Below are 19,898 nucleotides of genomic sequence, written 5' to 3'. Positions count from 1 at the left end.
GTTCCGTATTTAAGATTTAGGCATTTTGCATTTGCATTTGTCCCTCCATACCAGAAGGGTTTTGTGGTCCAACATACTTGGCGGGCATTTGGACCGTTATGGTGGTCCCGTTTCCTTTTCCACTGTCCACATGCAGGGTTCCGTTCATTTTATCTGCCCTGGAGGTCAGGTTTCGAAGACCAATACCGTTCCTGCCCTTGTTCACATCAAAACCAACACCATCGTCCTGTACGGTCAGGGTAAGGATACCTTCTGACAACTTAAAGTCTACGAGGGCCTGCTTACATTGGGCGTGTTTGACACTGTTTTTAAGGGACTCCTGCACAATTCTATAACTGTTTATCTTGATGTCGCCATCCAAGGCATCCCATTCCACATCGTCGTCATACGTAAAGGAACATTCAATCCCAGAGGAAGCCTCAATGGTCTCCACCAGCTCTTCCAAGGAAACGATAAAGTTATAAAATTTTTCGTACGAAGCTTTGTTCATTTCGTGGGAGATGGTGCGGATTTCTTCCTCCACTTCGCGCAATTTTTCAATCATTAGAGCTCTTTGTTCCACGGCAGATTCGTCGCTTTGTTCGTTGAGCGCGCCCATGAACATACGTATGCTCAGCAGATCGCCCAGCACGCTATCGTGCAGCTCTTCGGACACGCGTTTCTTCTCCAGTTTTTTGCCTTCCTCAAACTTCCCGCGTTGCGAGAGCATTAGATTATAGATCTCTTTGTTGGCCTCTTGTTGCTTCTGCTCAAATTTGAGTTTGTTGTTGCTGGCCCGTTGGGTAAAGATGATGTAGAGCGCAATGGCGGCCAACAGCAAGCCAATGGCCACCAATGTCCAGATGAGTTTGCCCCGGGTAAGGGCCTCGTTTCTTTGGATCACCTCGTCTGTTTCCAAACGGATACGAGCGAATTTGTCACGTGTTGCCCGTTCTTCTTCTTGAATATTTTCGTTTAGGGCATAATATTCATTTGAGTAGGTCACGGCATTTTTAACATCTAGTGTGGTAAGTAAGCGCAACAGCTCCAAATGATGAAGGCTGTTTGAATTCTCTATAGCTAGTACAAGCCCATTCTTAGCTACTTTTATTGCGGAAAGTGAATCTCCTCCTGCAGCCAATATCTCTGCATAATATTGATTCGCTCTAGCTTGATCTTCTGAAAATCCAATGCTGTCATTAATCGAAATGGCATTTAAAATGGCCTTTTGTGCATTGCTAATATTTTTTCCAGTCTTCAATATTGAATACGCTTTGCTTGTCAAAACCTTAGAATACAAAACTGGATTTTCATGCTTCAAACTGCTGTCTTGGGATAACTCTAAATATGCCTTTTCGGATTTTAGATAATCACCATTTTCAAGATATGCATATGCTATGTTGTTTTTGTTTTGCCAAATTAAGCCAACCTCATTTGCCGAGTTTAGCTTCTTTATATAACTACCAGCACGTTGATAATACTCTAAAGACTTTTTCTGATTGTTCATTCCGCTAGCAACTATACCCAATAAATTATTGCAATTATAAATTCTCCTATAGTCACCTAATTCTTCAAAAATTCTTAATGCTTCCGTGGCACTAATTTCGGCACCCAAGTAATCTTTAAAGTGATCCTGAATGTCTCCCATACTATATAAAATCCTTCCGCGAAGTGACATAGATGTGGAATCCACTGGCAGTAAATTGAAACTTTTGTACGCATTGCGATAGTGGTAATACGCGCTGTCCATTATACCATAGGACTTATAGAAGGAGGCCAAATCCCAATAAGATTCTCCTTCAGCTTTATGAAGAATGGCTTTCCTTGCCAATTCTATAACTCTTTGGTTCATTTTGCGAAAACCTAAAGAATCTTCCAAGCGTTTATAGGCAAGGGAAATCCGGGATAAATGATCGAGCTGGATAGTATCATTGGCAATACCATAGGCTAAATCTGTAGACTGGGTTAAAAACCCTCTACGGGTAGCCAAGGGTAGGTGAGTGCTATCCCTAGAAGCATCAATCCAAGCGTTGATTTGTTCGGACTCTTTGGATATAGGTGCATCTGTTACCTGCTTTCCGCAAGCGCATAACAAAAGTAGAACCAGTATTATATACTTGTTTTTCAAGGTATTGTGCTAAAATGGGGGTAAAGTTTTGTTTTCTTTTACTACAAGGTATAAAAAAAGCCCCAGACCGGAAGGGTTATGGGGCTATCAACAAAATTTTAAAATCTTACAACTTTCTGTCGTCGTCAACAACGAATCGAAAATCGGAAATAACCTTTACCAATTGTTCATCAATCTCCTCTTTTACTTGCTCAGCATCGTTAATAGAGAAGGTAACTTCCTTTTCTGTGTCCATTGAACGTGACTCATTTGAATTGGTTCCTGTACAAGAAAATAGGATTAACACTAGAATCACATGAAAAGCAACTTGAACAAGTGGTTTCATATTGGTTGTGATTAAATTTTATTGTCTATCATCGTTAGATGTGTCTTTTCCTGTGCTAGAATCCTGATCTTCCAAGCTTTCCATTAGATTTTCGGTTTCACTTACACTGTCTGCTTCGCAAGAAAACAATCCCATGGTCAATACTACTACGGCAAAAATACTTACAACCTTTCTCATCATCTTTCTTAATTTTTGGTTAGAAAATTTGGTTTATGCAGCCAAGTTATCTTAGTGATCCAGAAAGCAAGCGGGTGTCCCAAATGTTTTAGTAAATGGGCCTATTGTGTTAGAATTTTGCAGAAGTGTGTAAGAATTACACTAATTATAAGTGTTAATTGCCGTTTTGGAGAGCATTTCCTTTAAAGTGTCCACTTTTTCCCTGTAGGTCTTGGAGAAGGGGAGCTCGTCCTGGTTTTCTGTTCGGAGGGTGCATATAGACTTCCCGTAATTGATACGGCGTACATAGCGGCTATTGATAATATAGCTTTGGTGGATACGGACAAAGCTCTCTGGCAGCTGCTCCTCAAAAGATTTGAGGGTTTTAAAGGCACTTATCACATGGCCGTTGCGCATAAAAAAGTCCGTGGAATTGTTATCGGATTTTAGGTATAGAATATCGGTGGTGTCCAAATACCTATAGTCATTATAGGTCTTAAGGCAGAGCGTGGCGGGAACATTTTGTTGGGGGTAAGCTTTCCGCAACCTTAAAATGGTCTTGCGCACATCAAACTCGTTGTGCGGCAAGACCCAATAATCAAAGAAACCACTTTTTATAGCGTTGTATGCAAATTTTTTGGAGGAGGAATACCCTATGATAATGGGTAGGCTACTCAAGAACTGGTTCAGTTCCGATACCATATGAAAATAGCCCAAGCCCTTGTCCTGAAGATTGATCAGAACTATATCAGGGGCAAATTTTAGGATGGTATTTAAACCGTTTTCGGGATTGGTGGCTGTGCCTACACAACTAAAATCTCCATATTCTCTCAAGTACACTTGTAATTGGAGCTTGGAGGCAGCATTGGAATCGATAATGGTATAGGTGTAATCCATATGTAAAACCCTGGCTGCAAGGTAATAACGTCTCAAAAAAACTCGTTGCATTTTTCCCTTAAAAAAACTGGGGGATTCCTGCAAAAACAGCGTTTTTCGAGGGTTTTTATCATAAAAATTCCAAAAAACTCAATTTTCCGGAACAAATTCGTAAGCTCCAATATCCGGATTGGGCAGCCTACCCGTACCTCGGATGTCCATGGGAATTGGGGGGGCTGTATCCGGATCCGCCGCATCTATGGCAAACGAATTGACACCTATATGAAATTGGTTACCAAAAGGTAAGAAAAAATCCGGGTCGCTATCAAAAATTACATCAATATAACGATCTGCGCCCCCAAAGTTATATAGTGGGTCGTTTTCAAAACTACTGTCTGTACTGTTAAACTGCAGCAAGCAGTTTCTAAAACTGAAATTAAAGGCTGCGGCGGCTTCTGCCTGTAAACTAAACTCCACGGGCATACTTCCACCAACAATACAGTTGATGAAATCCGCTTGCTCCAAGTCCACAGTTGTAGATCCCTCAAAATTATCCAGGGCCAGGGCAGTGCCTGTTCTAAATCCGTTGCTCCAATAGTTGGCCAGGGTGCAGTGGGTAAATTGGTATCTGCCACCCAAATGCCCTAGAAAACTGTAGCCGCCTGCTCCGCCCAAAACGGTATTCTCTGCCAAAATACGAGCCGAGGTGGCCCAAAGATTATGGTTAAGGCTGTTATAGATCTGGCTGTTGCGCAGGGTCAGGGTAGGGGTGTCCCAAGGTGCTTCGCCTTCCACCCTTAAGCCCAAGGTGGCATTTTTTAAGGTTAGGTGTTCCAAATGGTTGTTGGTACTCCCCGACCTAAACCAGATGGTGCCCCATTGGCCCGGTTCTTGGGCATAGGCGGGTTCCAAACGGTCGCCCTCAAAAATGACCTCGTTCTCCAATAGTTCTTGGTCCTCGCTCAGGCTGCCATTTACATGCAAGGAGGCTCCACTTTCCACAATCAGGCCGGAATTGTTATGGAAATGCACCCGTGCACCTGCCTGTATATTTAAGGTATTTCCGTCTGGGATGGCTGCATAACCGTAGATCACATAGGGTTTTTTGTTGGTGAAGAGCAATTGGTCAGGTTCCAGGTAAAAACCTTCCACCCGTATGTCGTTACCATCGGCATCCTGGCCTACCACCAGGGTTTCCTTAGTGCCATCGGACTGGGTAGGGGGATAGAGGAAGACGGCATCCTTGACCAAGGTGACCAAGGGTACGTTTTGGGTGTTGGGGCCGGTACCAAACAAAAGGTTTTCCGTGTGCAAAAATTCGGTTTGGTTAGTGGGTGCCACATCATAGGTAGTCTCAATAAAGACAAAAAGACTGTCCTTGGCCAAAAGGGGAATGTCCGTGAATTCCTTTCCGGCCAAGCCATCCACGTTGAGTCGGTAGCTGCTGTTTTGTCCCGTCTCCAGGCCAATAAAGGGAATCAAAATATCCCGAACGCCTTTGTTATATACCTTTAAGGTATAGGTGGCGCTCCCAATATTGGTGAAAATGGTGTCCAGAAAAACGGTATCCTTGGAAAAGGACAAATTGCCAGAGCTGGGTTCGTAGTCAAAATCCTTACGGCAAGAGGCAGCCAAGATGATGAGCATCAAGCCCGTGCAGATTGCCAAAGATTTGAGATACCAGCGGTTCACGTTCCCTTGAATAGTTTTTGGATGGTTTCCGGGACGCGTTTGGGTCGTAAGCTAATTGCGTCCAAAAGGCACCATTCCGTAATAGCCTTAACTATAAGTTGCCCTGTTTTATTGTGATGGATTTCCACTACCCTTATAGAGAGGGGACCTTGTGTTTTCTGAATATAGGTTTTCAGCTGGAGCTCGTCCCCCAATAGGGCAGAACGTTGGTAGGAGATATTGTGGTTTTTAACCACCCAGACCAAGTCTTTACGGATAGCTGGATCAGTGGCGGCTTCCCAATGCTTTTTGGAAATGTTTTGTACCCATTCCACATAACGCACGTTGTTTACGTGCTGGTTGTCGTCCAGGTCCTGTTCCTGTACGGTCAGGACTTCGGAATAGGATTGCATCAGTCCTTTTTTCGGATTTGGACCTCAAAGAGTTTGTCCCAGTTTTTTCCGGTGACGAAGAAGGTGCCCCGTTCTTTGTGATAGGCCACTCCGTTGAGCACGGAATTGCCTTCGTCCCAATTGGCGCCCTTTCTTATTTTGTTCTTGAGCCCCCCAAAGTTGATGACCCCTTCAATGGCCCCTGAAGTGGCATCAATGATCATCATGCTTTCCTTTTGGTACACATTGGCATAGATCTTCCCGTTCACGAATTCCAGCTCATTGGCCTTGTTAAAGATGGATTTATTGGTCACGGTTTCTATATAGCCCATTTCCTCAAGCGTCTCTGGATCCAGGAACCATATTTTTTCAGTGCCATCGCTCTTGTAGATTTTGGTGCCATCATTGCAAAGGCCCCAGCCTTCACGGCTTTTTCCATAACTGAAATCCTTTTTTTTCTCCAGGGTATTGGGGTCATATACATAGCCCATTCGCTTTTGCCAGGTGAGGTGGTACAGCTGATCATTAAGCAAGGTGATACCTTCCCCGAAGACATCGGAATCCATATCAATTTTTTCCAGTACCTCCCCAGTTTCAAAATTCACCTTGCGAACGGTGGAGAATCCTTTTTTTCCTGTACTCTCGTATAAAATCCCGTTGTGAAACTCCAGTCCTTGGGTATATGCCGTTTGATCATGCGGGTAGGTATTAAGGATTTCATAGGTGTAGATTTCTGGAGAGGATTCGGCCAAAAGCCTGATATTTTTTTCAATGGCGATGGACTGATCTCCAAAGCTGATGTTTGCCACCAAGGTTTTGTTGCCCAAAGTACCGGCATCCAGTTTTATTTTGCCATCGGTTACGGGCAAGGTTTTCCCATCCAAGGAATATTCGAGCTTGGAAATCTCAATTTCCTTTTTGTTTTTGATGGAAACACCTACCTCTTGTCCTTGTTGGAATTTGTTGCCATTGCCTTCCAATTGTATGGCAAAAAATTTGGAAGGGTCGGTCTCCCCACATCCGAGGAAAAAGAGCAGGAAACCAAATATGGAAAGTAGTTTGACCATGGTGCTAATCGCTTTTTTCATTGTGTTCAGACTTGGTTATCGAAATTAAGGATAAATGGGATTGCAGCAAATTTAAAATGGTCGTATATTTGCATTTGGCAAGTCCTACACGACCAGCTCCTGCAGAATCCCCCAGGGCGGGAACGCAGCAAGGGTATGTGGTTGTAGCGGTGCGATGTAGGTAGCTTGCCTTTTTTTGTGCCCTAAATTCTCCTGATCATGTATCTTTCCAACCCAATTTCAAACTGCAAACATGGATAAAAAAGTTGTACTGATCACCGGCGGTTCCTCGGGAATAGGAAAATCTGTGGGCACGTATCTTATCGAGAAGGGATATAAGGTCTATGGCACCACCAGGAATCCAGATAAACACCCTGATTTTTCAGCTTTTGAGCTTATCCGTTTGGATGTGAAGCTTCCCGAGAGTGTCCAAGAAGCAGTAAGTGAGGTCATTTCCAAGGCAGGAAGGTTGGATGTGCTGATCAACAACGCCGGGGTTGGTATTACAGGGCCTATTGAAGAAACTCCCCATGAGGAGATTTTGAATGTGTTTGATACCAATTTTCATGGCCCCATACATATGATGAAGGCGGTTTTGCCCCAAATGCGGAAACAGGGTGGGGGACTGATCATCAATACTACTTCCATTGCCGGATATATGGGCTTGCCCTTTAGAGGGTACTATTCGGCCACCAAGGGTGCTTTAAACTTGGTTACCGAAGCGCTTCGGATGGAAACCAAGAAATTTGGGATATCCATCACCAATTTAGCTCCAGGTGATTTTGCCACCAACATTGCTGCGGGACGTTATCACGCTCCTGTGATAAAGGGGTCGGCTTATGAAGAGGATTACCAGCGCAGTTTGGATTTGATGAACGAACATGTGGATGCGGGTGGGGATCCCCTGCAGGTGGCGAAGAAGGTCCATCAGATCATTCTAAAGAAAAAAAACAAGGTGCACTATCCAGTTGGAGAATTTACGCAAAGGCTTTCGCTAGTGCTGAAAAGAATCCTACCGAGCCGAGTTTACGAGAAGCTTTTGCTCAACCATTACAAGTTGTAAAAACACGATGGCATGTTTTTTGATTTCATTGTAAACATGAAACCAAAGAACATTACAACCATCATTTTATTGGCAGCATCCACTTTTCTTTTTCAAGGCTGCGACGAGATTTACGAGTGCGTTTTCAACATCAATCCAGAACTTCATGATAGACCTTTGGAAATTGGTTTTGTTGGGGAACGGTACTATGACGAGGTAACTGCGGAGATCAGTAACGAGGTCAACGACAACGATTATATTTACGATTTTGTGGTCTATGGCGATCTTCCGCCAGGTATTTCCTATGACTTTAGACGTAGGTCCGTGGAGCTTTTTGGGCGACCAGAGGAACGGGGCACTTATAGATTTACCGTGGAACTCTTTGTGGAATCCTACGATTACTATGGCTACGATGGTAGTCCAACCTGCTCGGATTCAACTACAAGACGGTTCACAATTCAGGTAGTGGAATAGTGGTCTCCTAACATTTATTTTATCCCATTTGTGAAGCCGTGCCTTCTTAATGTTGTAAATTCGCAGGGAATTCTATTACAACATAAAAACAGCTTAAGAAGGATGAAATTTTTTATAGACACGGCCAACTTGGACCAAATAGCCGAAGCAGAGCAATTGGGTGTTTTGGATGGGGTTACCACCAACCCTTCGCTTATGGCCAAGGAAGGTATTACCGGAACTGAGAATATTCTAAAACACTATGTGGACATCTGCAACATTGTGGATGGAGATGTTTCCGCAGAAGTGGTTTCCACGGACTTTGACAACATGGTCAAGGAAGGGGAGGAGCTCGCCAAACTCCATGATCAAATTGTGGTAAAGGTACCTATGATCAAGGATGGGGTAAAAGCTTTGAAATATTTCTCAGATAACGGAATCCGAACCAACTGCACCTTGGTATTTTCGCCGGGACAAGCTTTATTGGCAGCCAAGGCTGGAGCTACTTATGTGTCTCCTTTCTTGGGAAGGTTGGACGATATTTCCACGGATGGCCTTAACCTGATAGCGGAAATTCGCCAGATCTACGACAACTACGGATTTGAAACACAAATTCTGGCGGCTTCCATTAGACATACCATGCACGTGATCGATTGTGCCAAGATTGGAGCGGATGTAATGACCGGCCCACTTTCATCCATTACGGGATTGTTGAAACACCCTTTGACAGATATAGGTTTGGAGAAATTCTTGGCGGACTACCGCAAAGGAAATTCCTAAACAACCTAAGTTCTCCATAAGAAATAAGAATCGATTTTATCGAGTTGCAAAAGCGTCAGGTCGAGTGCCATGTCTGTCGGCAGACACGGCGCTCGAGGAGACATTAATTTACGATATTGATTTTGACATATAGTACAAAGAGTCCTAAGTGGAACTTGGTAGGATAAGCAAAAAGAAAATTGATTTTGGAAAAGCCCTGAATTTATATTTGGGGCTTTTTTAAATTGGCGAAGGCATTCACAATTACATTGTCCTCGGTGATCACACATTTATACAGATCATCCAAGATCATGGTCGTCTGGATTTCTTCAAAGTTGGCACCATGATATTGATTGGCTTTGTCCAGATTGTACTCTTCCAATAAGTTTTGCCATTGGGTGTAGCCCGTTTTTACATTGATGCCCACAAATCGGTACTCCGGATGCTTCTCTTGGTACTTGGCCACGTACTTAATGACATTTTTCAGGTGCTTTTTTTGCGATCCCGTCCAGAAGTAAAAAATGGTTTTCCCATCTTTTGCTATTTCCTTAATGGATACAGGTTCGTTATTTGCATCAACAATGGAGATATCGGGAAGCTCCTTGTTTGGCTGTAGTTTTTGGATGCCATCGTAAAGGTCATCAATTTCCTGTTTGTGCTCGTCACTGGAAGAGAGTTTGCGGAACTTATCAATAAATATTTGGCACTCTTGACTGGCTGTATGCTCCCGAAGCAGATAATCCATGGCAATATTCCTGAACAATAAATTTCTGAGTTCATTGTCATCCACCAAACTATCCACCAAGCTCAGCTTGTGCTTGTTATAGTGCAACCGGCCAATTTCAGGTTTTTCCATGATACCACAATCCTCCATGCAGGCCATATAGGTAAGATTTCCAAAATGGTATTTGATATAATCAAAATAAGGTCTGAAATATGCCAGTTCCCTGTCATTTAGATTTACGGTTTTACGGTACGCATAAAAGCCATCCGGTAGATCGGGGAATTCCTCTTTTCCTGTTTTCTTCTTGTGGTAAAACGGATAAGCTTCCCTATGGGTGTAACTTTGGAAATTAACTGAGGCCTTGGCCAAGTTGATGGCCTTTTCGGACAATTGGTTTTCTGCAACAAGTTCGTTCAAATGTTCCAGTTTGGCAGCCTGTAGCGAATCCATCTTAGAGCGGAAATCCTCCGGGGGTAGGTGATAAAGTCCATATACTTCATGTTCCTCCTTTTCATGGGCCAAGAACATCTCGATCAAAAAATTGTTGATTTCACTCCCTTCACCTGAAAATACCAAGGATTCATCAAACTCCATGGTATTCAATCGAATGAGGATGCTATCGCCTTCTTGCAAATACAAGTATTGAAGTTCCGGATTGTGGTCAAAATGGTAGAGCCCTTCCTCTATACCCTGAAGTTTAAAGGAGAAGCGGTTTCCGGTGTCCAATTTAGCAGAATCGATATAGGTGTCGTTTCTGTAGAGAACAACGTACTCGCTGGTAGGATTCACTATTTCCCCTCCAAAAAAGACCGTAGGACATTCTCCTGATTTGTCAGTACACGCCAAAATCGAGAAAAGGGAGAGGCCGAGTAAAAATCTAATCATACAATGGAAACAATCACATTTGACCAACAAAATTAAGTATAGCAGAACCCATTGCTTGTTAATGGCTAGTTAAATGTTGTAAAAGCTTGTTTTTGTGTAGTTTAATAATCTCGTTTTAAATTGGAAATACGAATAGGTTTTAGCTACTTTTGCAGCAAAATTTATCGTTGCATGTTATCAGTATCAAATCTATCGGTACAGTTTGGAAAAAGGGTGTTGTTTGATGAGGTCAATGTGACCTTTACCCATGGAAATTGTTATGGTATTATTGGCGCCAATGGGGCAGGGAAATCCACTTTTCTAAGGATTTTGTCCGGGCAGAACGAGCCCACATCTGGGAGTGTGAGCCTGGAGCCTGGAAAGCGAATGTCCATCTTGGAGCAGGATCACAATGCCTATGATGAATTTCCCGTTTTGGAATCGGTGGTGATGGGCAATAAACCCCTTTTCAAAATCAAGAAGGAGATAGATGCCCTTTATGCGGATTATTCCGATGAGAATGCTGAAAAGATTGGGGAGCTTCAGGTACAGTTTGAAGAAATGAACGGATGGAATGCCGATAGTGATGCTGCGGCGCTTTTATCGAATCTGGGTATTACGGAAGAACTGCATTATACCAATATGGCCGATATGGATTCCAAGCTCAAGGTTCGGGTGCTCTTGGCACAGGCGCTCTTTGGCAACCCGGATGTGTTGATCATGGATGAGCCTACCAACGATTTGGATTATGAGACCATTAACTGGTTGGAGAACTTTTTGGCCAACTACGACAACACAGTCATTGTGGTGTCTCACGACCGGCACTTTTTGGATGCGGTCTGTACCAGTATTGCCGATATCGATTTTGGGAAGATCAACCTTTTCTCCGGAAACTACACATTTTGGTACCAAAGTAGCCAGTTAGCTGCAAGACAACGCGCCCAACAGAACAAAAAAGCGGAAGAGAAGGCCAAGGAACTCCAAGAATTTATCCAACGATTCAGTGCCAACGTGGCCAAGAGCAAGCAGGCAACCTCCCGTAAAAAGATGTTGGACAAGCTGAAGATTGAAGATATCAAGCCTTCCAGTAGGAGATATCCTGCCATCATTTTTGATAGGGAACGTGAAGCCGGAGACCAGATTCTGAATGTGGAAAAGCTTTCCGCTACTTCAGAGGATGGGGATTTGCTGTTCCAGGATGTCAACATTAATCTGGCCAAAGGGGACAAGGTGGCCATTATCTCCAGGGATTCAAGGGCAACAACGGCCTTCTATGACATTATCAGTGGCGTGCGTAAGGCAGACGGTGGATCCTACCAGTGGGGAGTTACTACCACCCAGTCCTATTTGCCAGCGGACAACGCTTCCTTCTTTAACGAAGACATTAATTTGGTGGATTGGCTGCGCCAATGGGCAAAGACCGAAGAAGAGCGCGAGGAGGTTTACATCCGCGGATTTTTGGGTAAAATGTTGTTCAGTGGGGAAGAGGCCTTAAAGAAGTGTACTGTGCTATCTGGAGGGGAAAAGGTACGTTGTATGCTGAGCCGTATGATGATGCTTAGAGCCAACGTTTTGTTGTTGGACGAACCTACCAATCACTTGGATTTGGAAAGTATAACAGCCTTTAACAATTCCCTGAAGAATTTTAAGGGTACGGTACTTTTGACCACGCATGACCACGAATTTGTACATACGGTAGCCACTAGGATCATAGAAATCACCCCCAAGGGAACCATTGACCGCTACTTGAGCTTTGACGATTATATGTCTGATAAGTCCATCAAGGAACAACGGGATAAAATGTATGCCTTGGAGACTGTTTAATCAAGCGTTAAAGTATTTGCTGTTCCAAATAGCGGGGTTGAAGTTTTTCCCCAAAGCGAAGCCGTAAAAAATGACGACGGCTGCTATCCATTTGAACATAAAAAAGAAGATAATCCAGAACTCCGCGGTGGAATTGTTTTTGGAGAACAGCCCATTGGGAACCAAGAGGGTTACGAAATAGCTCAACAACAAGGTAAACAGCACCAGATTGACCATGCCCTTAAAGGGCCAGACCAACCATTTCCTAAACGGGTGCAGGTCGTTGCCCCATTGGTGCACCAAATAAAAGTAATTGTTGCCCATGGGAACAAACAATAGGGGGTCGTCCTTATCCTTAAGTTTGAATAATTTGGAAGGAGCCATTATTTTATATCCACCCAACTGGATTTGATGCTGTGCCTCCAATTTTTTGATTTGGTTTAGGGCTTCCTGCGGTAACTCGCCCTTGAAATATTGACTGTCCAAAAACCGAAGTCGATAATCAATACAGATTTTTTTGATGTGCTCCAGATGGTATATTCGGTCCGTGTCCAACAGGTCAAAATTGAATTGGTTAGGACCATTTTCCCGGTTATGTTTTAATTGATATTGAATCTTGTCATCCAATATTTGTTCCTTGGACAAGTAATTTTGAATTTCTTGCAGCAGGGCATCCCCGGAACTTTCTTTATTCCGAAGCTTGCTTAGTTTTTGCTGGATGTTGGTGGAAGGCAAAATCATCTTTTTTTCACTGCAATTCCTTCAAAGTTAATGATTTGAAAAAAGGATGGGAAAAAAGGAATAAAATCGTCAATGTTAACATTTTGTTAAATATCCCGTCAACCCCTTATTTAAAGCAAGAATTGGTCAAAATAATGTATCTTATTGAAGTTTTTGGTATTTGAACGTAAAAGCATACGATTTTTCACCTTCAAGTAAAAAGCCCCAAAGATTACTATAAGTTTATGAAAACCCCCTTTTCCAAAATCCTACTTGGCCTGTGTCTTGTCTCTTCCACATGGGTATCCGCTCAGGAAACTACTTTGGCTAATAAGGAAACCATAGGGGAAAATCACCAATCTGAACAACATAAGATTCTTTTTGCTGCCGTAAAGGCCACGAAAATGGACGCCATATTGGACAATGCAGGACCTTTTACTGTTTTTGCACCATCCGATGCTGCATTTGAGCGTTTTTCAAAAGGTAGAATAGAAGAATTGATGAACTCGAAGGACAAGAGTGCACTGAAATCCCTTTTGGGCTATCATATTGTTGCGGGGCATCTAACTGCTTCCCGAATTCTAAGAGCCATGTGCAAGGGGAGTGGCAAAGCCAGTTTTACCACTATTCAGGGAAAAAAGCTGGTAGCCCATTTGGATGGATATGATATTGTGTTAACCGATTCTGTGGGCAACACGGCCAGGATAACCACTGCTGATGTGAGCCAAGGTAACCGGGTAATCCACGAAATAGACAGTGTTATTGTTCCAACCCACGCTTGGGGATCCCTACCTTAGTTCCGCGCCCAGTTCCTTTTGGTAACGCGTCATCAACTTGGACATGATTTTATCAATCTGCTTATCCGTTAAGGTCTTCTTTTCATCCAAAAGAGTGAAGCTCACCGCGTAGGACTTTTTCCCTTCGGGAAGTTTTTTACCTAAATAAACATCAAACAAATTGACAGTTTTAAGGAGTTTCTTTTCCGTATTCCATGCCAGGTCGTAGACCTGTTGGAATGAAATCTTTTCGTCCAACAACAAGGCTAAATCCCTTGAGACTTCAGGATATTTTGGAATTTCTTGGAAAACTACATTTTGGTTGCTGATCAAACCAAGAATGGCATCCCAATCCAAATCGGCGTAGAATACCTCCTGCTTGATGTCAAATTCCTTCAAGATACCTTTGGAAACCAACCCAAAAGAGGCAATCTGCATGCCGCCGCAACTATAGCTCAAACCTTCGGAGAGTACTTTTTCGTTAGTGGGGCCGGATTTGATATCCTTTAAGCCCAAACGCTCAAAAATGGAAGTCAGGGTTCCCTTCAAAAAGAAAAAATCGGTGGTCCTGGAATCAACAGCCCAACTGTTTCTATTTCTTTCACCAGTAACAAAAAGAGATAGATGTTGATTTTCTTGATTTTGATTGGTAACCTTATGATAGGTCTTTCCAAACTCAAAAAGCTGTAAATGGTTTTTCTGTCGGTTAATATTGTAGGAGATGGTTTGTAGACCAGAAGACAACATTTGGGTTCTTAACACAGATAAATCCGCACTCAATGGATTCAGCATGCCAACTGAGTTGGTATCTGATTCCAAACGTTGTTCGGTTTCAGCAGCCACCAAACTGTTGGTCATGGTTTCGTAGAAACCCTGGGCAGCCAACATATCAGCTACGACATCTTGAATTCTGTGATTTTCAAATTTGGAGGTTTGGGCTATGGAAGCCGTTAACTTCTCCTTGTAATCGATATTATTGTAGCCGTATACTCTTAGTATTTCTTCAATCACATCAACTTCACGCTCCACATCCACCCTATAGTTGGGAATGGTAAGTCCCAGTCCTGACTCGGTAACATTATTTACCTTGATTTCCAAGGAAGATAATATGGACTTGATGGTATCTCTTGGAATTTCCTGACCAATCAATGAATTGATTTTATCAAAGGTGAGAAACACATGTCTTTCCTGAACTTTTTTGGGATAGAGGTCAACCACTTCGGAACTAATGTCCCCGCCAGCAATTTCCTTGATCAGAAGGGCAGCTCTTTTAAGGGCGTATTCAGTCATGTTGATATCGATTCCCCGTTCAAATCGGAAGGAAGCATCGGTATTTAGACCATGGCGCTTGGCCGACTTTCTAATGGAAACCGGATTAAAATAGGCACTTTCCAAAAAGATTGCTGAAGTATGCTCGGTAACCCCCGAATTGATTCCCCCAAAAACACCTGCAATACACATGGGATTGTCGCTATCACAGATCATAAGGTCGTCCTGGTGAAGTTCCCGTTCCACATCATCCAGGGTGATGAACTTGGTACCCGCAGGTAAAGTTTTTACTTCAATTTTACTGCCTTTGATTTTGGCTGCATCAAAAGCATGTAGGGGTTGACCCAATTCATGTAGCACGTAATTGGTTACATCCACTACATTGTTTATGGGCGATAGACCAATGGACTTTAATCTGTTTTTTAACCAATCTGGGGATTCTTGGACAATAAGATTGCTGATAGTAACACCGCAATATCGGGGTGCCAAGTCGCTATCCATGACCTCGACATCAATTTTGAGCGAGCGGTTGTCAATTAAAAAATTACTGGTGGAAGGGGTCAAAAGCCCTTTTTGTATTTCCTGTTGTTCAAGTCCTGCTTTAAGGTCACGGGCCACCCCAAAATGGCTCATGGCATCAGCTCTGTTGGGCGTCAAACCAATTTCAAAGACTTCATCGTTTTCAATATCGAATACCTCCGCGCAAGGGGTTCCAGGTTGCAAAGTTTCGCTAAGAACCATGATGCCATAGTGACTCTCACCTAATCCCAGTTCATCTTCCGCACAGATCATCCCATGGCTTTCCTCTCCGCGAATCTTCCCTTTCTTGATCTGCCAAGATTCACCTTCTTTGGTGTATAGGGTGGTGCCTATGGTGGCCACTGGGACTTTTTGTCCAGCCGCTACGTTGGGCGCTCCGCAAACAATTTTCAGGGGAGTTTCTGCTCCTACATCCACAGTAGTCACCTTTAGCCGATCGGCATTGGGGTGTTTTTCACAGGTGAGGACATGGCCAACAACCACTCCGTTCAAACCTCCCTTAACAGATTCAAAACTTGAGATACCTTCCACCTCAAGACCCAAATCCGTAAGCAATTCACCGGTTTTTGCCGCTTCCCAATCAATCTGCAAAAACTGCTTCAACCAGTTGTAAGAAATCTTCATACCCCAATTTTAAAGTGGACAAAGATAAAAAATAGGGAAAGACATTCAATACAAATGAAGATAGGATTTAGTCTATAGGGTGTAAGATTTGAAAGGGAATTCCGATATTTAATACAAATTATAATAGGTATGGGAAAAGTTAGGTTGGTCACCCTAAGTATATTTTTATTGTTGTTGTCTTGCAAGGGCAGGGAAATACCCCTTAAACTTGGTGATTGGTGGGGGGCTATGGATGTTTCGGAAACTGAGACCCTACCTTTTAATTTTTCCATTTCCAAAGATGAAGATGGTTCTTACATCATGGAAATCTACAACGCCGAAGAGGTGGTGGTTGTAGATGAATTTGAGATGAAAGATGGCGTAATCCGAATTCAAATGCCCATTTTTGAAGGATACATTAAAGGAACCTACAGCGAAAACAGCATTCAGGGAAGTTTTATCAAGGAAAGTCTAAATCGGGTAGTTCCCTTCCATGCTGCGTATGGAAAACGCGACCGTTTTGAGGTTACTGAGAATCCCGCCATAGATGTTTCGGGGGTGTGGGAAACCTATTTTAATTTAGGGCAGGACAACCAATATCCTGGTAAAGGAATATTTAAACAGACCGGAAACAGGGTCACAGGAACTTTTAGAACGCATTCCGGGGATTACAGATATTTGGAAGGGGCCATCAATGGCACCACCGTAAAACTTTCAGCTTTTGACGGTGCCCATGTATTTCTATTTACTGCCGAAGTAGTGGATAGTACCATGCAGGGAACCTTTTATTCAGGCAACCATTTTATCTCTCCGTTCCAAGGTAAACGCAACGATACGTTTGAGCTAACGCATGCTGACGAACTGACTTTTTTAAAGGAAGGCTATGACCGGTTTGATTTTTCCTTTGAAGATGTGGAAGGTAACATGGTGAGCTTAACCGATGAACGCTTCAAGAACAAACCTGTATTGGTACAAATTATGGGGACTTGGTGTCCCAATTGCTTGGATGAAACCCGTTTTTATGTCGATTTTTTGAAGAACAATCCCAACATGGATATAGAATTTGTGGCATTGGCTTTTGAGTATGCAAAGACCAAGGAAAAAGCCTTTGAAGGCATTACCAGATTACGGGAAAGGGCAGGAGTGGACTATCCAATACTATTGGCCCAATATGGAACATCGAGTAAGCAAAAGGCAAATGAAAAATTACCGATGCTCAATCATGTGATATCCTATCCAACTACCATTTATATTAATAAACAAGGTAACGTGAAAAAGATACACACGGGGTTTAATGGCCCTGCCACAGGAAAAAAATATGAGCTGTTCAAAAAGGAATTTTTTGAAACCGTTAAGGAGTTGACGGAAGCAGAGGGAATCGCAGCTAAATGATGGTAGATTTCCCTAAATCGATGTTTTCATCGTTCATGTTGAAATCGTCACCACTATCCACGATGTTTTCGGCCACAAAATCTCCTACCTGATTGGTTCCATATTGACTCTTGGAGTCCAAGTCTGGTGTAACCACACCCTTTTTTAGGGATTTATCCACAGCTTCCCGTACCGCCATGGCTTCTTCAAAAAGTCCAAAGTGCTCCAACAACATAGCAGCAGATAAGATAGAAGCAATTGGATTTGCAATATCCTGCCCCTTGGCTTGCGGATACGAACCATGAATAGGCTCAAACATGGCGTTGTCCTCACCAATAGAGGCTGAGGCCAACAATCCAATGGAACCACCAATTACACTACCTTCATCAGAAATAATATCCCCAAACATATTTTCCGTTAGAATCACATCAAACTGACTAGGATTAAGAATTATCTGCATGGCAGCATTGTCCACGAACATGTATTCCAATTGCACATCGGGATAACTTTCACCAATTCTGGTCACCACCTTTCGCCATAGACGTGAAGATTCCAATACGTTTGCTTTATCCACAAGGGTGAGCTTATTGCGCCTGTTTTTGGCGGCCTTAAATGCCAAATGGGCTATTCTACTGATTTCCTTTTCGGAATATTCACATAAATCCGAAGCAACGGTTCCCTCTTCATTCAAGTGTTTTTGCCCAAAATAGATGCCACCGGTCAATTCCCTGTAAATGGTAAAATCAGTTCCTTCAATGACTTCTTGCTTCAAAGGGGAATTTTGAATCAGGGATGGAAAAACCTTAACGGGTCTAATGTTGGCAAAAAGCCCGAGCTCTTTTCTTAACTTCAACAGTCCCTGTTCTGGACGTACCTTGGCATTGGGATCATTGTCATATTTGGGGTCACCAATGGCACCGAACAAAACGGCATCAGCCTCTTTACAAAGATTCAGGGTGGTATCTGGGAGGGGACTTCCTTTTCTGTCGATGGCAATGGCCCCTACTGCGGCTTCCCTATAGATAAATTGGTGATTGAAAGTTTCCTCAACGGCTTGCAGGCATTTCACCGCTTGGGCCAAAACTTCCGGGCCAATACCATCTCCGGGCAGCAAAGCAATATTCAAGTTCATGCAATGGTATTTTGTGTCAATGGGAACTAGGCCATGCTTTGTATGGAAATTCCACTAGTGTCTATGATCTCATGAATATCCTCATCCAAGATTTCCTTTTTGCGATCTGCAAACTTTAGGAAATTCTCATAAACAACATCCAGTTGCAATTTGGTGAGTTCGTAACCCACATTTTTAGCTCTATAGGCCAATGCGGCACGACCACTTCTAGCTGTTAGAACAATAGAAGATTCACTCACACCCACATCTTTTGGGTCGATGATTTCATAGGTTTCCCTTTGTTTGATCACCCCGTCTTGGTGAATTCCAGAGCTATGGGCAAAAGCGTTGGAGCCCACAATGGCTTTGTTGGGTTGTACCGGCATGCCCATTTTTTGGGAAACCATTTGGCTCGTATCCAAAAGTAGCTGGCTATTGATATCGGTATCCAAGTTGAGATACGGGTGCTGTCTTAAAATCATCACCACTTCTTCCAAAGAGGTATTACCGGCACGTTCTCCAATACCGTTGATGGTACATTCAATCTGCCGCGCTCCATTGATCACACCTGCAATGGAATTGGCGGTGGCCAATCCTAAATCGTTGTGGCAATGACAAGATAAAATGGCCTTATCAATACCCTTGACATTTTCCTTGAGGTATTTCATTTTGGCCCCGTACTCTTCCGGCAAGCAGTAACCAGTGGTGTCCGGAATGTTCAACACCGTAGCTCCGGCCTTTATGACCGCCTCACAGACCTGGGCCAAATATTCGTTATCGGTTCTACCAGCGTCCTCCGCATAGAATTCCACGTCCTCCACAAAGGACTTGGCATAGGCAACGGCTTCCACAGCTCGTTCTATGATTTTTTCACGAGTGGAATTGAATTTAAACTGAATGTGGGAATCCGAGGTTCCAATCCCAGTATGTATTCTGGGGCGCTTGGCTATTTTTATGGCTTCTGCGGCCACTTCAATATCTTTTTTAACCGCTCGCGTTAGTCCACAGACGGTTGCATTTTTCACCAATTTGGCAATTTCATGAACCGAATTAAAGTCACCCGGACTTGAAATAGGAAAGCCTGCCTCAATAATGTCCACCCCCAATTCATCCAATCGCTCGGCAATGACCAACTTTTGTTTTGTATCCAATTTGCAACCCGGAACTTGTTCTCCATCCCTAAGGGTTGTGTCAAAAATTTGTACCTTATCTTTACCCATTATCTAAGCCAGTTTTTGCTAATATACACGAAGATAATTCAGTGCTTGG

18 protein-coding genes and 1 other RNA gene are annotated in these 19,898 nt (G+C 43.1%); 7 read left to right on the top strand and 12 right to left on the bottom strand.

Translation table 11 applies throughout. The features are described 5' to 3' along the window. Positions 1-16: 16 nt before the first annotated feature. The 7 genes from ACO6S0_RS09700 to ACO6S0_RS09670 form a co-directional block, all read right to left on the bottom strand. The gene (locus ACO6S0_RS09700) at positions 17-2,107 is read right to left on the bottom strand and encodes an ATP-binding protein (protein ID WP_422348189.1); all 2,091 of its coding nucleotides are present in this window, start codon (positions 2,105-2,107) and stop codon (positions 17-19) included. A gap of 106 nt (positions 2,108-2,213) precedes the next feature. Continuing rightward, on the bottom strand, positions 2,214-2,342 hold the full coding sequence (locus ACO6S0_RS09695) for a hypothetical protein (protein WP_422348188.1): 129 nt from the start codon (positions 2,340-2,342) through the stop codon (positions 2,214-2,216). A gap of 108 nt (positions 2,343-2,450) precedes the next feature. Then, entirely contained in the window at positions 2,451-2,612 is a 162-nt protein-coding gene (locus ACO6S0_RS09690) for a hypothetical protein (protein WP_422348187.1), read from the bottom strand. Between the two features lie 138 nt (positions 2,613-2,750). Next, positions 2,751-3,521 carry a LytR/AlgR family response regulator transcription factor gene (locus ACO6S0_RS09685; RefSeq protein ID WP_422348186.1) on the bottom strand — a complete coding sequence of 257 codons (771 nt, stop codon included), beginning with the start codon at positions 3,519-3,521 and terminating at the stop codon, positions 2,751-2,753. Positions 3,522-3,614: 93 nt separating this feature from the next. Continuing rightward, positions 3,615-5,156, bottom strand: a complete 1,542-nt coding sequence (locus ACO6S0_RS09680) for a choice-of-anchor Q domain-containing protein (protein WP_422351786.1) — start codon at positions 5,154-5,156, stop codon at positions 3,615-3,617. Continuing rightward, complete coding sequence (locus tag ACO6S0_RS09675) at positions 5,153-5,548, bottom strand: acyl-CoA thioesterase (protein WP_422351785.1); 396 nt, start codon at positions 5,546-5,548, stop codon at positions 5,153-5,155. The genes ACO6S0_RS09680 and ACO6S0_RS09675 overlap by 4 nt, the downstream gene beginning before the upstream one ends. After that, positions 5,548-6,615, bottom strand: a complete 1,068-nt coding sequence (locus ACO6S0_RS09670) for a glutaminyl-peptide cyclotransferase (protein WP_422351784.1) — start codon at positions 6,613-6,615, stop codon at positions 5,548-5,550. The genes ACO6S0_RS09675 and ACO6S0_RS09670 overlap by 1 nt, the downstream gene beginning before the upstream one ends. A gap of 75 nt (positions 6,616-6,690) precedes the next feature. Between ACO6S0_RS09670 and ffs the strand changes: the two genes are divergently transcribed. From ffs to fsa, 4 genes are all read left to right on the top strand, one after another. After that, positions 6,691-6,789, top strand: an RNA gene (gene ffs, locus ACO6S0_RS09665) — signal recognition particle sRNA small type. A 58-nt stretch (positions 6,790-6,847) separates the two neighbouring features. Further along, positions 6,848-7,657: an SDR family oxidoreductase gene (locus ACO6S0_RS09660; protein ID WP_422351783.1), complete on the top strand. Its 810-nt coding sequence runs from the start codon at positions 6,848-6,850 to the stop codon at positions 7,655-7,657. Positions 7,658-7,693: 36 nt separating this feature from the next. Continuing rightward, positions 7,694-8,110 carry a hypothetical protein gene (locus ACO6S0_RS09655; protein WP_422351782.1) on the top strand — a complete coding sequence of 139 codons (417 nt, stop codon included), beginning with the start codon at positions 7,694-7,696 and terminating at the stop codon, positions 8,108-8,110. Positions 8,111-8,212: 102 nt separating this feature from the next. After that, positions 8,213-8,869, top strand: a complete 657-nt coding sequence (fsa, locus tag ACO6S0_RS09650; protein WP_420399939.1) for a fructose-6-phosphate aldolase — start codon at positions 8,213-8,215, stop codon at positions 8,867-8,869. 202 nt (positions 8,870-9,071) lie between these two features. Here fsa and ACO6S0_RS09645 read toward each other — a convergent pair whose 3' ends face one another. After that, positions 9,072-10,457 (bottom strand): TlpA family protein disulfide reductase, encoded by a 1,386-nt coding sequence (locus ACO6S0_RS09645; protein ID WP_422351781.1) that lies wholly within the window; start codon positions 10,455-10,457, stop codon positions 9,072-9,074. A gap of 171 nt (positions 10,458-10,628) precedes the next feature. Here ACO6S0_RS09645 and ACO6S0_RS09640 point away from each other — a divergent pair, with 171 nt between their 5' ends. After that, the gene (locus ACO6S0_RS09640; RefSeq protein WP_422351780.1) at positions 10,629-12,260 is read left to right on the top strand and encodes an ABC-F family ATP-binding cassette domain-containing protein; all 1,632 of its coding nucleotides are present in this window, start codon (positions 10,629-10,631) and stop codon (positions 12,258-12,260) included. Here the strand turns inward: ACO6S0_RS09640 and ACO6S0_RS09635 are convergent, their stop codons facing one another. Then, positions 12,261-12,980 (bottom strand): hypothetical protein, encoded by a 720-nt coding sequence (locus ACO6S0_RS09635; protein WP_422351779.1) that lies wholly within the window; start codon positions 12,978-12,980, stop codon positions 12,261-12,263. Positions 12,981-13,204: 224 nt separating this feature from the next. Between ACO6S0_RS09635 and ACO6S0_RS09630 the strand changes: the two genes are divergently transcribed. Continuing rightward, on the top strand, positions 13,205-13,756 hold the full coding sequence (locus ACO6S0_RS09630) for a fasciclin domain-containing protein (RefSeq protein ID WP_422351778.1): 552 nt from the start codon (positions 13,205-13,207) through the stop codon (positions 13,754-13,756). Here ACO6S0_RS09630 and pheT read toward each other — a convergent pair. Beyond that, the gene (gene pheT / locus ACO6S0_RS09625; RefSeq protein WP_422351777.1) at positions 13,748-16,168 is read right to left on the bottom strand and encodes a phenylalanine--tRNA ligase subunit beta; all 2,421 of its coding nucleotides are present in this window, start codon (positions 16,166-16,168) and stop codon (positions 13,748-13,750) included. The genes ACO6S0_RS09630 and pheT overlap by 9 nt on opposite strands. Positions 16,169-16,297: 129 nt before the next feature. On the opposite strand from pheT, the gene ACO6S0_RS09620 reads away from it, so the two are divergent. Continuing rightward, positions 16,298-17,539 (top strand): peroxiredoxin family protein, encoded by a 1,242-nt coding sequence (locus tag ACO6S0_RS09620; protein ID WP_422351776.1) that lies wholly within the window; start codon positions 16,298-16,300, stop codon positions 17,537-17,539. Here ACO6S0_RS09620 and leuB read toward each other — a convergent pair. Further along, entirely contained in the window at positions 17,532-18,650 is a 1,119-nt protein-coding gene (gene leuB / locus ACO6S0_RS09615; protein ID WP_422351775.1) for a 3-isopropylmalate dehydrogenase, read from the bottom strand. The genes ACO6S0_RS09620 and leuB overlap by 8 nt on opposite strands. A 26-nt stretch (positions 18,651-18,676) precedes the next feature. Continuing rightward, on the bottom strand, positions 18,677-19,849 hold the full coding sequence (locus ACO6S0_RS09610; RefSeq protein WP_422351774.1) for a 2-isopropylmalate synthase: 1,173 nt from the start codon (positions 19,847-19,849) through the stop codon (positions 18,677-18,679). Positions 19,850-19,898 lie beyond the last annotated feature (49 nt).

Source organism: Flagellimonas sp. (assembly GCF_965233845.1).
In the GTDB taxonomy this organism is placed as follows: Bacteria; Bacteroidota; Bacteroidia; order Flavobacteriales; family Flavobacteriaceae; genus Flagellimonas.
Note: the sequence above shows the minus strand (reverse complement) of the source record. Positions and strands in the feature narration are given on the sequence as shown.

Excerpts from the sequence above, each read along its gene's own strand:
- ACO6S0_RS09695 (WP_422348188.1), bottom strand. The coding sequence starts at position 2,342 with ATGGACACAGAAAAGGAAGTTACCTTCTCTATTAACGATGCTGAGCAA.
- ACO6S0_RS09690 (WP_422348187.1), bottom strand. The coding sequence starts at position 2,612 with ATGATGAGAAAGGTTGTAAGTATTTTTGCCGTAGTAGTATTGACCATG.
- ACO6S0_RS09675 (WP_422351785.1), bottom strand. The coding sequence starts at position 5,548 with ATGCAATCCTATTCCGAAGTCCTGACCGTACAGGAACAGGACCTGGAC.
- ACO6S0_RS09670 (WP_422351784.1), bottom strand. The coding sequence starts at position 6,615 with ATGAAAAAAGCGATTAGCACCATGGTCAAACTACTTTCCATATTTGGT.
- ACO6S0_RS09660 (WP_422351783.1), top strand. The coding sequence starts at position 6,848 with ATGGATAAAAAAGTTGTACTGATCACCGGCGGTTCCTCGGGAATAGGA.
- ACO6S0_RS09655 (WP_422351782.1), top strand. The coding sequence starts at position 7,694 with ATGAAACCAAAGAACATTACAACCATCATTTTATTGGCAGCATCCACT.
- fsa (WP_420399939.1), top strand. The coding sequence starts at position 8,213 with ATGAAATTTTTTATAGACACGGCCAACTTGGACCAAATAGCCGAAGCA.
- ACO6S0_RS09645 (WP_422351781.1), bottom strand. The coding sequence starts at position 10,457 with ATGATTAGATTTTTACTCGGCCTCTCCCTTTTCTCGATTTTGGCGTGT.
- ACO6S0_RS09640 (WP_422351780.1), top strand. The coding sequence starts at position 10,629 with ATGTTATCAGTATCAAATCTATCGGTACAGTTTGGAAAAAGGGTGTTG.
- ACO6S0_RS09635 (WP_422351779.1), bottom strand. The coding sequence starts at position 12,980 with ATGATTTTGCCTTCCACCAACATCCAGCAAAAACTAAGCAAGCTTCGG.
- ACO6S0_RS09630 (WP_422351778.1), top strand. The coding sequence starts at position 13,205 with ATGAAAACCCCCTTTTCCAAAATCCTACTTGGCCTGTGTCTTGTCTCT.
- pheT (WP_422351777.1), bottom strand. The coding sequence starts at position 16,168 with ATGAAGATTTCTTACAACTGGTTGAAGCAGTTTTTGCAGATTGATTGG.
- ACO6S0_RS09620 (WP_422351776.1), top strand. The coding sequence starts at position 16,298 with ATGGGAAAAGTTAGGTTGGTCACCCTAAGTATATTTTTATTGTTGTTG.
- leuB (WP_422351775.1), bottom strand. The coding sequence starts at position 18,650 with ATGAACTTGAATATTGCTTTGCTGCCCGGAGATGGTATTGGCCCGGAA.
- ACO6S0_RS09610 (WP_422351774.1), bottom strand. The coding sequence starts at position 19,849 with ATGGGTAAAGATAAGGTACAAATTTTTGACACAACCCTTAGGGATGGA.